Source organism: Moritella dasanensis ArB 0140 (assembly GCF_000276805.1).
GTDB lineage: Bacteria > Pseudomonadota > Gammaproteobacteria > Enterobacterales > Moritellaceae > Moritella > Moritella dasanensis.
Genome location: NZ_AKXQ01000017.1, coordinates 1 through 14981, shown reverse-complemented (window position 1 = coordinate 14981; position 14981 = coordinate 1). Strand labels below are relative to the sequence as shown.

Below are 14981 nucleotides of genomic sequence, written 5' to 3'. Positions count from 1 at the left end.
GCTTGGGTATAAGTCTTCTGATAATATATGTTTATATGTACAGTAGATTCTTGAGTGATTATGCGATTAGATAAGATCCCGGTTATTGAATTAAAAGGTGTCGGCGCTAAAATGGCCGAAAAATTAGCGAAGCTGAACCTCATTACCGTTCAGGATTTGCTTTTTCACTTGCCAAGTCGATACCAAGATCGTACTACCATCTATTCTATCCAAGACCTACTACCCGGTCTACACGGCACTATCGAAGGCGAGATCGTCAGCTGCGATGTCACGTTTGGTAAACGCAAAATCATGTCTTGTAAAGTGAGCGACGGCACAGGCATCATCACGTTATTATTTTTCCATTTTAATGCCGGACAAAAAAACAGTTTCAATGTCGGTAAAACCATTACCGCCTTTGGCGAATTCCGCCGTGGCCGCTTTGGTTATGAAATTGTCCATCCAGAATACAAAATTGCCCAATCTACACATTCAGATATGAGTGAAGAAACACTGACCCCGGTGTACCCTTCAACAGACGGCTTAAAACAATTAACCTTACGTAATCTGACCGACCAAGCACTGCAGCACCTCAGCCAAAGTACATTGCAAGAATTGCTGCCGACAGGACTGTATACCGGACAAATTGAATTAAACCATGCCATTCAATTATTACATCGACCAACACCTGATGTATCGCTGGAATTATTAGAGCAAGGTCAACACCCTGCCCAGCAACGCCTGATCATTGAAGAACTGCTGGCGCAAAACATCAGCATGCTGCAATTACGCAAAAAAATGCAGCAGCATCCCGCGGTCAAATTACAGCCGAGCAAAACCATCACCGATAAGTTTTTAGCACAATTACCGTTCACACCAACCAATGCACAGCAACGAGTGGTCGCGGAGATCCAACAGGACCTCCAGAAAGCCTATCCTATGATGCGCTTAGTTCAAGGTGACGTTGGGTCAGGTAAAACCCTTGTTGCGGCCTTAGCGGCGCTTCAGGCTATCGGAAATGGCTATCAAGTGGCATTGATGGCACCCACAGAGATATTAGCAGAGCAACACGCGCTAAACTTCAAAGGCTGGTTCAATCAACTGGGTATTAAAGTCGGTTGGTTATCGGGAAAACAAAAAGGTAAAGCGCGCGAAGCCGAACTGGAATCGATTGCCAGTGGTGAAACGCAGATGATTGTCGGTACCCATGCTATTTTTCAGGATGCGGTGCATTTTTTAAATTTAACCTTAGTGATTATTGATGAACAACATCGCTTTGGTGTTGAGCAGCGTCTTGCGCTACGTGAAAAAGGCGCAGTCAGCGGTTTGTACCCACATCAGTTATTCATGACGGCAACACCGATCCCACGCACGTTAGCCATGACCGCTTATGCTGATTTAAATACCTCGGTTATTGATGAATTGCCTCCGGGGCGCACGCCAATCACCACCGTCGTCATGCCCGATACCAAACGCGGGAAAATTATTGAACGTGTCGAGTTAGCGGTTAAAAATGAAGGCCGTCAGGTCTATTGGGTATGTACTCTAATTGAAGAATCGGAAGTATTAGAAGCGCAAGCCGCTGAAGATACCGCTAATGATTTACAGAAACAGTTACCCAATTTGCGTATTGGTTTAGTCCATGGCCGCATGAAAGCCATTGAAAAACAATATGTCATGGCCGCATTTAAAAACAAAGAATTAGATTTATTGGTCGCAACAACCGTGATTGAAGTGGGCGTGGATGTACCGAATGCCAGCTTGATGATTATCGAAAACCCGGAACGCTTGGGTCTGGCGCAATTACATCAATTACGCGGTCGTGTTGGTCGTGGTAAAGTGGCGAGTCATTGTGTATTACTTTATCATGCGCCCCTTTCAGAGAGCGGCAGTAAACGTTTATCGGTATTACGCGAAACGACCGATGGTTTTAGAATTGCACAGCGGGATCTTGAGATCCGCGGTCCCGGCGAAATGCTCGGCAGTAAACAAACCGGTATAGCTGATTTGAAAGTGGCCGATTTAGTGCGCGACCAACAATTAATACCTTTGGTACAAAATATTGCCCGCCACTTACTGCAACAGCATCCTGATAATGCCCATGCGATCACCCAGCGCTGGATGGCCGACAAAGACATTTATTCTAACGCTTAACGCTAATAACGCTGTTTTAAGGGATAAGAGTTAAGCGCTAAGCCATAACACTAGGCACCGATAGGGATCACCACAAAGGTCGCGCTAAACACCGCGGCTAACTTTGGACCACTGTAAACATCAACGTCAATATCAAGCTTGGCATTACGCCCTTCTAATAACTCCAGCAAACTGCCCTTCATCCGGTATTTATGCGCCACCGCAAGCGGCTCTAGATTGATCGGCCGTTTATAATTAATATTACCTTTCGACAGCACAATATTACCCATTAAGCCCTGTTCTTTAAGCATTAACCAAACTAATCCCCAACCGGTTAATGTTGCCTGGCTATAAATACTGCCAGCAAACATGGTATCGTGGACGTTCACATTGGCGTTTAATGGCGCTGCAGTTTCAAATCGCCAACCACTATACTGACGAATACTAATGCCCATGTGCTGACTAATCGGGATCTTAGTTGCCCACTCATTTTGCAGTTCTGCACACCATCCAGGGTGGCGTAAAATCTTATCCATGGCGCTGACTTCTTTAATCATCTGGCGATGACGAACACCTTCACTTATTTGGCCACTACCGACCAAGGAAAAGCCACATTTTTCATAAAACGGTACCGCTTCAACGCGCGCATTCATGACAATACGTTCACTGCCGGCTTTATACGCTTCATCTTCCAACGCCGAGATCAGCAAACTACCCAAGCCCTTTTTACGGTGACTAGGGTCTACAGCCATATAATGAATCTGCGATTCGTTGACGCCAGCAGTATAAATACGACCACAGGCAATAGGCGTACCGGTATTATCCAAGATCATACGATGTTCACTGTGCTCATCGTAAATATCTTTTTCGGTGCCACGGGGACGCTGCAGTGGAGCTCTTAACAGCGACCAGCGTAAATGATAATAATCTTCTAACTCTTGTTCCGTTTCGGGTACATGCACGTGAAACATAGTCTCTCCTTGTCTATTATCACTCATGGTCTGCGTGCTAAACCTGCAGCCAAAAAGTAACCGGTCCATCATTGACTAACGACACTTGCATATCAGCGGCAAAGCGCCCTGTTGCTGTGGTTATTTTTTTCTGGTGACATTGCCCAACAAAATATTCATACAAATGATTGGCATCAGCAGGTGCTGCCGCAGTAGAAAAACTCGGGCGCGTACCTGAATTGGTATCTGCAGCAAGGGTAAATTGCGATACCACCAACAGCTCACCATTAACTTGCTGCACATTCAAATTCATTTTATCATCGCTATCACTGAATACTCGATAGGCTAATAACTTCTCACATAAACGCTTGGCTTTGGCTTCGGTATCGCCTTTCTCAATGCCCAAAAATACCAACAATCCTTGCTCTATTTTACCAATCACTTCATTTTCAACGCTGACATCTGCTTTGCGCACACGTTGGATCAATGCAATCATGTTTTGCCTCAATAATCATTATTAAATCTTAATGTTATTGATAATACCGAAACTGCTGAAATTAATCACTGACAAACTCATAGTCGATAATCTCAGCCATCAGTTCTGTTGCTTTCCGTAACGCATCTATCATACCCGGCTCGCAATCGAAGTGCCCTGCGTACGGTACAATAAACAGCTGTGCTAATGGTAAACGCTGGCATAACGCATAGGCAGGCCCGAGTGGATTGGATATATCAAAACGGCCATGCACCATGATCATCGGTACCTGCGCTAACGCATCACAGCATTTAAAAATATAGTTATCGCTAATAAAACAGTGCTGGGAAAAGTAATGACACTGCAAAGTCGACATACTTAACGCCACATCGGCATCAATCAAATCAACCTTGCTGCGAAACTCCGGATGAGGGTTACCAATTTGTGCCTGCCATTCTACCCACGCCTTCGCCGCCGTCATTTTCTCTATATCATTATCACTGACTAATAACTGGCTATACGAGGATAGTAGCGCCGTGTAATCATTGCCATTAGCATGACTAATCAGATCGTTAAAATGTTCAGGAAATAGCTGTGCGGCACCGCCAGAAGCAGAAAATTGCCATGCAAGATCCTGATTACGCGCTAGAAACACACTGTGCAATATTAACCCTTGCACCTTATCACGATGATTCAAACTGTATAACAACGCCAATGTCGCGCCCCAGCCTTCACCAAATAAGACGCAGCGTTGAATATCCAATAACGTTAAGATTGCATTGATATCCTGCACTAAATCTTGACTGGTGTTGTCGTCAATACACGCATAGGGCTTAGAGCGCCCACAGCCGCGTTGGTCAAATAAAATAATGCGATATAGCTTAGGGTCGAATAAACGTCGATCATCCTCCATAATGCCCTTACCGGGACCATCATGCAGGAATAGTAACGGTATACCGTCTGGATTACCCACTTCCTCGATATAAAGGCAGTGTTGAGCGTTCACAGATAAATAATGTTCAGCATAATGCTGGATGGCGGGGTACAGTCCAATCATAGTGATATCAACCTCCTTTCTCGCAACAAAGGACACAGAGGTTGATAGTTTAATCTAACATCAGCGCAGGCAGTGTTATCGCGTTTGCGGGTATAAATAGCCTAACTAAGTCAGAACTGTCATCCATAGAGCAGTGTGCTTGTTGCTGATTATGTGACTGTTGTTGTCATTCAGATTGTGCGTTCTTGAGTTTTAGCTGTTCAGTAAACTCGGTTAATGACGCGGTGATTTCAGCGCCTAACAACACGATTAACCAGCACATATAAATCCAAACCAATAAGATAGGTATAGTTGCTAATGCACCATAAATCACTTCATAAGATGGAAATTGCACTAAATACCAAGTGAAGACACGTTTAATGCTTTCAAACAAAAAGGCACTCGTACACGCCCCTATAAAAGCATAACGCAGCGGTACATGACGATGGGGGATCACCACATACATCACGAATAACCCCAGAGTGCCAAGTAAAGCAGGTACCAGTTTTAATAAACTGACCGTGCCAGTTACTTCAGTGACATCAGCCACGAATGATAAAGATAATAAATACGAAGAAATACCTAAACTGATGGCAATGAAAAGCGGCCCAAACGTTAAGATAAGCCAATAGACAGCAAAAGATAAAAAGAAACTGCGATCTATTTTACAACGCCAAATATGATTAATGTGCTTATCGATGGTGTTAATCAACAGCAACGCCACCATGAATAGCGCCCCTGAACCGATTGAGGTCATCTTCCCCGTATTAGCGACAAAACCTTCGATATGCCCCTGCACTGCGCCTGTCGCATTCGGTACTAGATTGGTATATAAAAAGGATTCTACACTTTGCTGCCAGGTTTCAAAAACAGGAAACGCAGACATCACAGAAAACAACACGGTAATTAAAGGCACCAGAGAAAGGAGCGTGGTATAAGCCAGAGAACTGGCGTTTACCGTGATCCGATCATCACTGACGCGTTTACCGAAATAGCGGAGAAAAGCAAAACAAGTGAGTAAAAACAACCAGAGGCTGGTTTTTGTTTTAGCCAGTAATACCAACGATTGTTGATAAGATAAAGTAACCACTGGTTCCGTCCTTAGTGATTTTAAGATAAAAAAAAGGTGATACCTAAGTATCACCTTTTTTTGTCATAGCGCCAAGATTATTAAATAATAACCTCGTTAACTATAATTACTTGCTTGGACGACCAGCACGTTTACGTTCGTTTTCTGAAAGAAGTTTCTTACGGATACGAATGCTTTTTGGTGTAACTTCAACTAGCTCATCGATGTCGATGAATTCAAGCGCTTGCTCAAGAGTCAATACGATTGCTGGTGAAAGCGTTTGTGCTTCATCAGTACCAGAAGAACGTACGTTAGTAAGCTGCTTACCACGAATACAGTTAACTGTTAAATCGTTAGCACGGTTATGAATACCAACAATTTGACCTTCGTATACTTCTGTAGCGTGACCTAAGAATAGGCGACCACGATCTTGTAAGAAGAATAGAGAGTAAGTAACAGCTTTACCAGTTTGATTACAAACTAATACACCGTTTTGACGTTGACCAATTGTACCGCCTTTATGAGGGCCGTAATGATCGAAGCTATGGTATAGAAGACCAGAACCAGAAGTCATTGTTAAGAATTCAGTTTGGAAACCGATTAAACCACGGCTTGGGATGATGAAGTCTAAACGAATACGACCTTTACCATCTGGAGTCATGTTAGTTAGTTCCGCTTTACGGATACCTAACTGTTCCATAACTGAACCCTGGTGTTGATCTTCACAATCAACTGTCAATGTTTCCATTGGTTCGTGTAACTTGCCATCGATCATTTTTTCGATAACTTCAGGACGAGATACTGCTAGCTCGAAACCTTCACGACGCATGTTTTCAATTAAGATACCTAAGTGAAGTTCACCACGGCCAGATACTTTAAATTTATCTGGATCAGCAGTTTCTTCAACTTTAAGTGCAACGTTGTGTACTAACTCTTTGTTTAGACGGTCAAGGATGTTACGTGAAGTAACAAATTTACCTTCTTTACCACAGAATGGTGAGTTATTTACTTGGAACGTCATCGTTACAGTTGGTTCGTCAACTGATAGTGGTGGAAGCGCTTCAACATTGTTCTGTGCACAAATTGTGTCAGAAATTTTAAGTTCGCCTAAACCAGTGATTGCAATGATATCGCCTGCTTGTGCAAGTTCAACATCATGACGTTCAAGACCTAAGTAACCTAATACTTGGCCAACTTTGCCTTTACGTTCTTTACCGTCAGAACCGATAATAGTAACCGCTTGGTTAACTTTAACAGAACCACGTGTAATACGACCAACACCGATCACGCCAACGTATGCGTTGTGATCAAGTTGAGAGATTTGCATTTGGAAATCACCGTCACGGTCGCCTTCAGGTGGAGCAACACCATCAACAATAGCTTGGAATAAAGGTTCCATGTTTTCTGTTGCTTCTTCAGATTCAGCGTTAGCCCAACCGTTAAGAGCAGAAGCGTAAACAACTTTAAAGTCTAGCTGTTCATCAGTTGCGCCTAAGTTATCAAACAAATCGAAGATTTGGTCCATAACCCATTCAGGACGAGCACCAGGCTTATCAATTTTGTTGATAACAACAATTGGCTTAAGACCGTGTGCGAATGCTTTTTGTGTTACGAAACGTGTTTGTGGCATAGGGCCATCAACTGCGTCAACGATCAAGCAAACACTGTCTACCATAGACATAATACGCTCAACTTCACCACCGAAATCGGCGTGTCCTGGAGTATCTACGATGTTGATACGGTAATCTTTCCAGATAATTGCTGTGTTCTTAGCAAGAATTGTAATCCCACGTTCTTTTTCAAGATCGTTTGAATCCATTACACGTTCTTCATTACCACCACGTGTTTCTAAAGTACCTGACTGTTCTAATAATTTGTCAACTAAAGTCGTTTTGCCGTGGTCAACGTGAGCGATAATCGCAATGTTGCGTAGTTTATCTAGCACTGTGATGCCTCTATATGTTTTTTATGTGTAAAAATTAGGCGGTATTGTAACCGTCCCGCTGTGATCTACCTAGCAAAATTTTGGCGCAGAGTAAAATGATTGCATTTTTTTTTATTTAAAAACCGTGCGATAGGCCACATACGGGCTTTTAGCAGGCAAATCACAGCGTAATAAAGTGTTTTAACCGGTAATATCTGCGACCTATATTGCATATATATTGTCAAAATAATTTGCACACGATTTTACTGGTAATCGTTGAAAATAAACCATAATATCGAACTGAGTAATAATAAATGTATAAGTTTATTGATTGCTACCAGACCGCACCAACATGGTGCACGCAACGCACAACAAATGTGCAACGTAGGGATGCAGTAACCAAAGACAAGTACATTAAAACATTTAAATCAACAACTTAAATAGTTGGCACATATATGGCATTATCTAGTTTATGATTGTTTACAGTCAACAACTTTAAATGAAGCCATCATATTGATGACACCGGAGGTTATTTTATTATGTCAGCAGAAAACGTATTAGCTCTAATTAAAGAACAAGACGTTAAATTTGTAGATTTACGTTTTACAGATACTAAAGGTAAAGAGCAGCACGTTTCTCTACCACATCATCAAGTAAATGCCGGCTTCTTTGAAGAAGGTAAAATGTTTGATGGTTCATCAATTGAAGGTTGGAAAGGCATCAACGAATCTGACATGATTTTAATGCCAGACCCTGCTACAGCCGTACTTGACCCATTTACTGAAGCAACAACGCTAAACCTACGTTGTGACGTTCTAGAACCTGCAACAATGCAAGGTTATAGCCGTGACCCACGTTCAGTTGCTAAACGCGCACTTGCATACTTACGTTCAACAGGTATCGCAGATGATGTGTTCTTCGGTCCAGAACCAGAGTTTTTCCTATTTGATGATGTTAAATACAAAACAGACATGTCAGGTAGTATGTACAAAATTGACGCTGAAGAAGCTTCTTGGAACTCTGATAAAGAGTACGAAGGCGGCAACATGGGTCACCGTCCAGGCGTTAAAGGTGGTTACTTCCCAGTATCACCAGTTGACTCTGCACAAGACATCCGTAGCGCAATGTGCTTAGTAATGGAAGAAATGGGCTTAACAGTTGAAGCGCATCACCATGAAGTAGCAACTGCTGGTCAAAACGAAATCGCAGCACTATACAACTCTATCGTTGAAAAAGCTGATGAAGTTCAAATCACTAAATACGTTATCCATAATGTGGCACACGCTTACGGCAAAACAGCAACATTTATGCCGAAGCCATTAGTAGGCGATAACGGTTCAGGTATGCATTGTCACCAATCACTACAGAAAAACGGTGAAAACCTTTTCTCTGGTGATCAGTATGGCGGTCTATCTGAAATGGCGCTTTATTACATTGGTGGCATCATCAAGCACGCAAAAGCAATTAACGCATTTGCTAACCCAGCAACTAACTCGTACAAACGTTTAGTTCCGGGTTTTGAAGCACCAGTAATGCTAGCTTACTCTGCACGTAACCGTTCAGCATCGATTCGTATCCCAATCGTACCATCGCCAAAAGCGACACGTATTGAAGTACGTTTCCCAGATCCAGCAGCAAACCCATACTTAGCATTCTCTGCAATGTTAATGGCGGGTATCGACGGTATTAAAAACCGTATTCACCCTGGTGATGCAATGGATAAAGATTTATACGATCTTCCACCTGAAGAAGCTGCAGAAATTCCACAAGTTGCAGCGTCATTAGACGAAGCACTTGCTGCACTCGATTCAGATCGTGATTTCTTAACGGTTGGTGATGTAATGGCAGACGATACAATCGACGCTTACATCGCAATAAAAGCACAAGAAGTTGAAAGACTGAACATGACAACTCACCCAATTGAGTTTGAAATGTACTACAGCGTATAATTTGTTATTAATACAAATTAATCTAAAAAAACCCGCTATTTAGCGGGTTTTTTATTTGTTAATTTTATATAACTGGGTGAGAATAACCATACAAATCAAGTAATCAAAAGACAGGATGTCGAAATGAAACACATGATGATACTAATAGTACTATTACTTTCTTACCCAAGCATATCGGCGATTTATCAATGGACAGATGAACAAGGTGTGACCCACTTTTCAGATAATGAAAGTAAACCTGAATCCGCCACTGAAATTGACGTGCAATTGACGCCGCCCTCGATTGAATCATTAACACAATCAAGAACACCAGAAGCCAGTGCTGCAAATACCAGCCTGACTGATATTCCTTTAATGCCAATAGGCATTAGCATCCACAGCCCTGTCGATCAACAAACCTTGCGCAGCAACAGCGGTGATATAACTGTATCAGCTACACTGAGTACCACACTCACCTACGGTTTAACGATACGTTTATTAATTGATGGCGTGATCCATAGCGAACAAGTTGACCAGCAATTTAATGTCAGTAATGTACCGATTGGCACACATAAATTACAGCTACAAATAATAAACAACTTGGGCAAGGTAATTGCATCATCAGAGTTAATTACGGTTTATTTGCATCGTTTTAAAGCCAACTAACGCATTAGCGCTTTAATTTCATCACGCTGTACAGTAGTATTTTAGTTGTAGCACCAAAATGGTGCAGAGCGGTAACGGGATAGTTATCCTGATAAGGAAGTGCCATGATCATGATCCCTGAAACGCAGCAATCGTTGCTCAATAATTTAGTTTCTTCTGTTTTCGTGCTCGACAATGATCTGCATATTAAATATCTTAACCCTGCAGGCGAACAGCTATTGGGGTCAAGTGCAACGCGTGTTCTTGATATGAAAATAACCGATATTATTGAGCACACGACCTTGGATTTATCGTTACTGGCGAGCACCATTAAAACAGGCCAAGGCTTTACCGATAATGAAGTGTCACTGGTGATTGATGATCGCCAGCTGTTAGTTGAAATATCAGCCACCCTCACTAACTTTGGTGCTGATACTTGTATCCTGATTGAAGCAAGGCAAATCGACTTACAAAAAAAAATCAGTCAAGAACTCTACCAGCACGTCCAGCAACAAGCCGCACAAGAGTTAGTTCGCGGCCTAGCTCATGAAATTAAAAATCCACTCGGTGGCTTACGTGGCGCGGCACAATTACTTGAGAAAGAACTGCCGACGGAAGAATTAAAAGAGTTCACCGGTATTATCATCGAACAAGCCGATCGCTTACGTTCGCTCGTCGACCGTTTATTGGGTCCACAGAAACCCGGTAAACAAACCATCTTAAACATCCATTCGGTGATTGAAAAAGTTAAACAGTTAGTCGAGTTTGATTTACCACCAGGCATTATTATCGAACGTGATTACGACCCTTCTATCCCTGACTTTGAGATGGAACCCGATCTATTACAACAAGCACTGTTGAATATCATTAGTAATGCAATTCAAATTCTAAAACAATACGGTACCATCAAAATTATTACGCGTACGGCGCATCAAGTGAATATTCAAGGACAGAAATATCGCCTGAGTGCTGAAATTAAGATCATCGATAATGGCCCCGGTATCCCTGAACATATCAAAGATACCTTATTCTATCCGATGGTCACCGCCAGACCAGGTGGCACTGGACTCGGCCTCTCTATTGCACAAAACCTAGTGAAACAACATAAAGGTAAAATTGAGTGTAATAGCTGGCCTGGGCATACCGAATTTGCCATTTATCTGCCATTAAGAAAATAAAGGATTAAACTATGACAACAGCAACAGTTTGGATTGTCGATGACGATAGTTCTATCCGCTGGGTACTTGATAAAGCACTAAAATCACAAGCGTTTAACACCGTTGCATTTAGTGAACCGCATGCTTTATTAAAAAAATTAGAATTCGAACAGCCCGACATTATCATTTCTGATATACGTATGCCCGAAATGACGGGGTTAGAATTGATGAGTGAAGTCCATGCCACTCATCCAGACTTACCAATCATTATCATGACGGCCCACTCCGATCTCGATAGTGCCGTCAATGCGTATCAGGCTGGTGCATTCGAATACCTGCCAAAGCCATTTGATATTGATGAAGCGGTGTCTTTAGCCACGCGTGCAGTGACGCATGCCAGAGAGCAATCGAAGAATCGTCGGAAGAATAATAAAGTCGCGCCAGTGACTGAAATTATTGGTGAAGCACCTGCTATGCAAGAAGTATTTCGCGCAATTGGGCGTTTATCGCGTTCATCAATCAGCGTATTAATTAATGGTGAATCAGGCACAGGTAAAGAACTCGTCGCACAGGCATTACATAAACATAGCCCGCGTGTAAACAATGAGTTTATCGCCTTGAATATGGCGGCGATCCCAAAAGACTTAATTGAGTCAGAATTGTTTGGTCATGAAAAAGGCGCCTTTACTGGTGCAGCAAATGTACGTAATGGCCGCTTTGAACAGGCTAATGGCGGTACCTTATTTTTAGATGAAATCGGTGATATGCCGATCGATATTCAAACGCGACTGTTGCGGGTATTATCGGATGGTCAATTTTATCGTGTCGGTGGCCATTCTCCCGTAAGCGTCGATGTGCGTATTATTGCAGCCACTCACCAAAATTTAGAGCAGAAGGTTGCCGATGGCAGTTTCCGTGAAGATTTATTTCATCGCCTAAACGTGATCCGTATTCACATTCCGTCATTAAACGAACGCCGAGAAGATATTCCGAAATTAGCCAACCACTTTTTGATTAGAGCAGGTAAAGAGTTAAGCGTCGAAACCAAAATTCTCAGTAAGGAAGCGCAAACCTATTTAGCTAATCACCATTGGTCCGGTAACGTCCGCCAACTCGAGAATATTTGTCGCTGGTTAACCGTGATGGCGAGTGGCCAAGAGATATTCATTGCTGATTTACCACCAGAAATTACCGAGGAACAGTCGATTGTAATAGGTCGTGCGAGTAACAGCCAAAATGGCGACTGGCGCAGTCAACTGAAAACCTGGACCGCGCAGCAGTTAGCGTCAGGACAACGCGATATTCTCGCAGAAGCCATGCCCGACTTTGAACGAATCATGTTACAAACTGCATTGGAATATACTCAGGGGCATAAGCAAGACGCCGCGAAATTGTTAGGTTGGGGTCGAAACACCCTCACCCGAAAATTAAAAGAACTGGATATCAGTTAATTAAATCAACGTATAAAGAAATGCTACAAGCAGTTAGCAGGCTGTAACTAAGCCAGTTAACTGCTAATCTAATTGAGTCAAAGTATCGTGCTGCTCAATAATATAATCATGTAATATTAACGTCAGTTCAGCGTTAATATTAAATTTTAACGCCAATCCTTTAATATTATTTCCCTGACTTTCAATCCTGACGACAATAGCATCAACTAAGTGAAAACCACGCTGTGGGATCTTGAGATAAAAACGAAGATTAGCCCCCTCTTTTAGATTAATACCTGACGCTGCAAGTTGCTGTTCACTACACAGCATGAATAATCCCGAGGTGGAAATATTACTGACAACACCCAATAATACATCGCCTTTATGATCGAAAATTTTCAGCCCTTTTGGCGCAGCGAAACGCCAATAGCGGCCGCCACCACCTTTATGATCAATAATATCTGGCAGGCCTAATTCCTTTAGTTCATCATCGAGTAAATACAGCGGAAATCGATACTCCTCTTGCTCGCGCTGAGCGACCAGAACAATATCACTCGATTGCGCCAAAACATTAAGCAACTGTTTCGATATATCAGGCATAGCAATATCATTGCAGCTATGCTCAGCTTGGCTTTCGATGACTTCCTGTAATAAATTAAGCTCATCTTGGGTTAATACATCGCTAACTTTTTTTGGCATGAAGCAACCTTCCTTGATTTAGCATACCGTTCTCCTTTATCCCTGATACAAAATTCATCCATAATTAGTACTAAATTTACATCTAATTATACTAATCTTAGTAAACCAGATCGGATTTAACCTTGCAAATATAAAACACGTAAGCTTGATGTTAATACATAAAATTGAGCATGAACAAACAGCTATTTCTATAACATGACAGGTAGGGCGAGCATGGAAGCAAATTTAGACGATGTAAATCAAGGTATCGATGTCATCGACACGATAGAAGTAGCAGGTGAGTTTATCATGGAGCATCGTCACCGCCATGAACGGCGGCAACGAAAATTGTATCATCATCCCCGCTACGAGCGCCGAGTCAGTAAACGACGAGATGCCCGTAGCAACAGGATTGATATTACAATTTAATGGTGATGATGGTGATGCGGTTTCGAATTTCTAAAACTATGCGGTAATAATTCCAGCATAAAGCTACGTGCACCACGACGTAAAATACTTATCGCAAATAACACCGTCACAATCACTAAGCTGACATAACGCCACCAGTCATCCTGCCAATGTGGCGCCAACGTCAACCAAGGTTTTGGTAATTCAGGTACCCAATACATAATACCAAGACCCAATAACAAGGCGACGGTCACAATAGCCATTACCACAGCAACAGCGATCTGCTTACCTTGGTTATCTTTAATAAAGCGATACAAATCGAGGTTAAGCGTTGGTCCAACAAGACTAAAGGCTACAACAGCACCCGGTGATACACCTGCAATCAGCATAATGGCTAATACTGGCGTAATACCCGTGGCACAAAAGTGAAACGGCAAGGCAATCAAAATAGCCAAAACAACCTGCAACCAAGGTTCTTGTTGTAAGAACTGCCAGCCAATGGTTGGCGTAAATGTCGCTGCCGCAATCAAACCAAATAATACCCAGGGTGCAGTATGATCAATCAGGTGTGAAAAACCATGTTCAAATGCACGTTTAAGGCGTGATGTTGACGCTTCTAACTCTGCGGTAGTCGCACAAGTATCGTTATTCAAGTCATGTTTTTTGAATAATGAGCCAATCAGCAGACCTAACGTCACCGCTAATATAACCGCCATCACTAAACGTATACCAACCCACTCAACACCCAACAGCGGTAATGAAATAAGTAACGCATCAAAGCCAATAACAGGGGATGCAACTAAGAATGAAACCGCTAATGCAGAACCACAACCCGCTTTAATCAATTGTTTATACATGCCTGAGGCATCAGGAATGCAAATCGGTAGTGGCAAACCAATTAATGTGCCTTTTAAGGCGCCAGCAATAGGGCTACTACTACGCAGTTGACCAACCATATTAAAAGCTGGTTTCACAAAGTTAATCAACCATGTGAGGATGTAAGCGAATAATAACGCCGGCGCGGCATGTAACGACAAACTCACAAAACGCAGTAAGGTTTCCGCTGTTTCACTGCTGTGGTCATCATGCCCTGCGTTGTCATCATGTACTGCATGGTCATCATGCCCAACGTGGTTTTCATGTCCAACGTGGTCATCATGTACTTCGTG

The 14981-nt window shown here is 42.5% G+C and carries 13 protein-coding genes; 6 read left to right on the top strand and 7 right to left on the bottom strand.

Annotated features, from left to right (window positions below):
- Positions 1–60: 60 nt before the first annotated feature.
- Positions 61–2133, top strand: a complete 2073-nt coding sequence (gene recG, locus A923_RS0114400) for an ATP-dependent DNA helicase RecG (RefSeq protein ID WP_017222383.1) — start codon at positions 61–63, stop codon at positions 2131–2133.
- Positions 2134–2183: 50 nt separating this feature from the next.
- Here recG and A923_RS0114395 read toward each other — a convergent pair whose 3' ends face one another.
- The 5 genes from A923_RS0114395 to typA form a co-directional block, all read right to left on the bottom strand.
- Positions 2184–3083, bottom strand: a complete 900-nt coding sequence (locus A923_RS0114395) for a bifunctional GNAT family N-acetyltransferase/hotdog fold thioesterase (RefSeq protein ID WP_017222382.1) — start codon at positions 3081–3083, stop codon at positions 2184–2186.
- Between the two features lie 37 nt (positions 3084–3120).
- On the bottom strand, positions 3121–3558 hold the full coding sequence (gene dtd / locus A923_RS0114390; protein ID WP_017222381.1) for a D-aminoacyl-tRNA deacylase: 438 nt from the start codon (positions 3556–3558) through the stop codon (positions 3121–3123).
- A 61-nt stretch (positions 3559–3619) separates the two neighbouring features.
- A complete protein-coding gene (gene pip, locus A923_RS0114385) occupies positions 3620–4594 on the bottom strand; it encodes a prolyl aminopeptidase (RefSeq protein ID WP_017222380.1) in 975 nt (324 codons plus the stop codon).
- 166 nt (positions 4595–4760) lie between these two features.
- Positions 4761–5663 carry a virulence factor BrkB family protein gene (locus A923_RS0114380; protein ID WP_017222379.1) on the bottom strand — a complete coding sequence of 301 codons (903 nt, stop codon included), beginning with the start codon at positions 5661–5663 and terminating at the stop codon, positions 4761–4763.
- Positions 5664–5769: 106 nt separating this feature from the next.
- Positions 5770–7587, bottom strand: a complete 1818-nt coding sequence (gene typA, locus A923_RS0114375; RefSeq protein WP_017222378.1) for a translational GTPase TypA — start codon at positions 7585–7587, stop codon at positions 5770–5772.
- Between the two features lie 518 nt (positions 7588–8105).
- Between typA and glnA the strand changes: the two genes are divergently transcribed.
- From glnA to glnG, 4 genes are all read left to right on the top strand, one after another.
- Positions 8106–9515 (top strand): glutamate--ammonia ligase, encoded by a 1410-nt coding sequence (glnA, locus tag A923_RS0114370; protein ID WP_017222377.1) that lies wholly within the window; start codon positions 8106–8108, stop codon positions 9513–9515.
- A 132-nt stretch (positions 9516–9647) separates the two neighbouring features.
- Complete coding sequence (locus A923_RS0114365; protein ID WP_237716222.1) at positions 9648–10160, top strand: DUF4124 domain-containing protein; 513 nt, start codon at positions 9648–9650, stop codon at positions 10158–10160.
- Positions 10161–10264: 104 nt separating this feature from the next.
- Positions 10265–11317 (top strand): nitrogen regulation protein NR(II), encoded by a 1053-nt coding sequence (glnL, locus tag A923_RS0114360; protein WP_017222374.1) that lies wholly within the window; start codon positions 10265–10267, stop codon positions 11315–11317.
- 11 nt (positions 11318–11328) lie between these two features.
- Positions 11329–12747: a nitrogen regulation protein NR(I) gene (gene glnG / locus A923_RS0114355; RefSeq protein ID WP_017222373.1), complete on the top strand. Its 1419-nt coding sequence runs from the start codon at positions 11329–11331 to the stop codon at positions 12745–12747.
- A 63-nt stretch (positions 12748–12810) separates the two neighbouring features.
- On the opposite strand, the gene A923_RS0114350 is transcribed toward glnG, so the two are convergent.
- Complete coding sequence (locus A923_RS0114350; protein ID WP_017222372.1) at positions 12811–13425, bottom strand: PilZ domain-containing protein; 615 nt, start codon at positions 13423–13425, stop codon at positions 12811–12813.
- Positions 13426–13638: 213 nt separating this feature from the next.
- Here A923_RS0114350 and A923_RS0114345 point away from each other — a divergent pair, with 213 nt between their 5' ends.
- Entirely contained in the window at positions 13639–13833 is a 195-nt protein-coding gene (locus tag A923_RS0114345) for a hypothetical protein (RefSeq protein ID WP_017222371.1), read from the top strand.
- On the opposite strand, the gene A923_RS0114340 is transcribed toward A923_RS0114345, so the two are convergent.
- On the bottom strand, positions 13830–14981 hold a 1152-nt coding region (locus A923_RS0114340; RefSeq protein ID WP_017222370.1), incomplete at its 5' end, for a permease. The two genes, A923_RS0114345 and A923_RS0114340, sit on opposite strands and share 4 nt — an antisense overlap.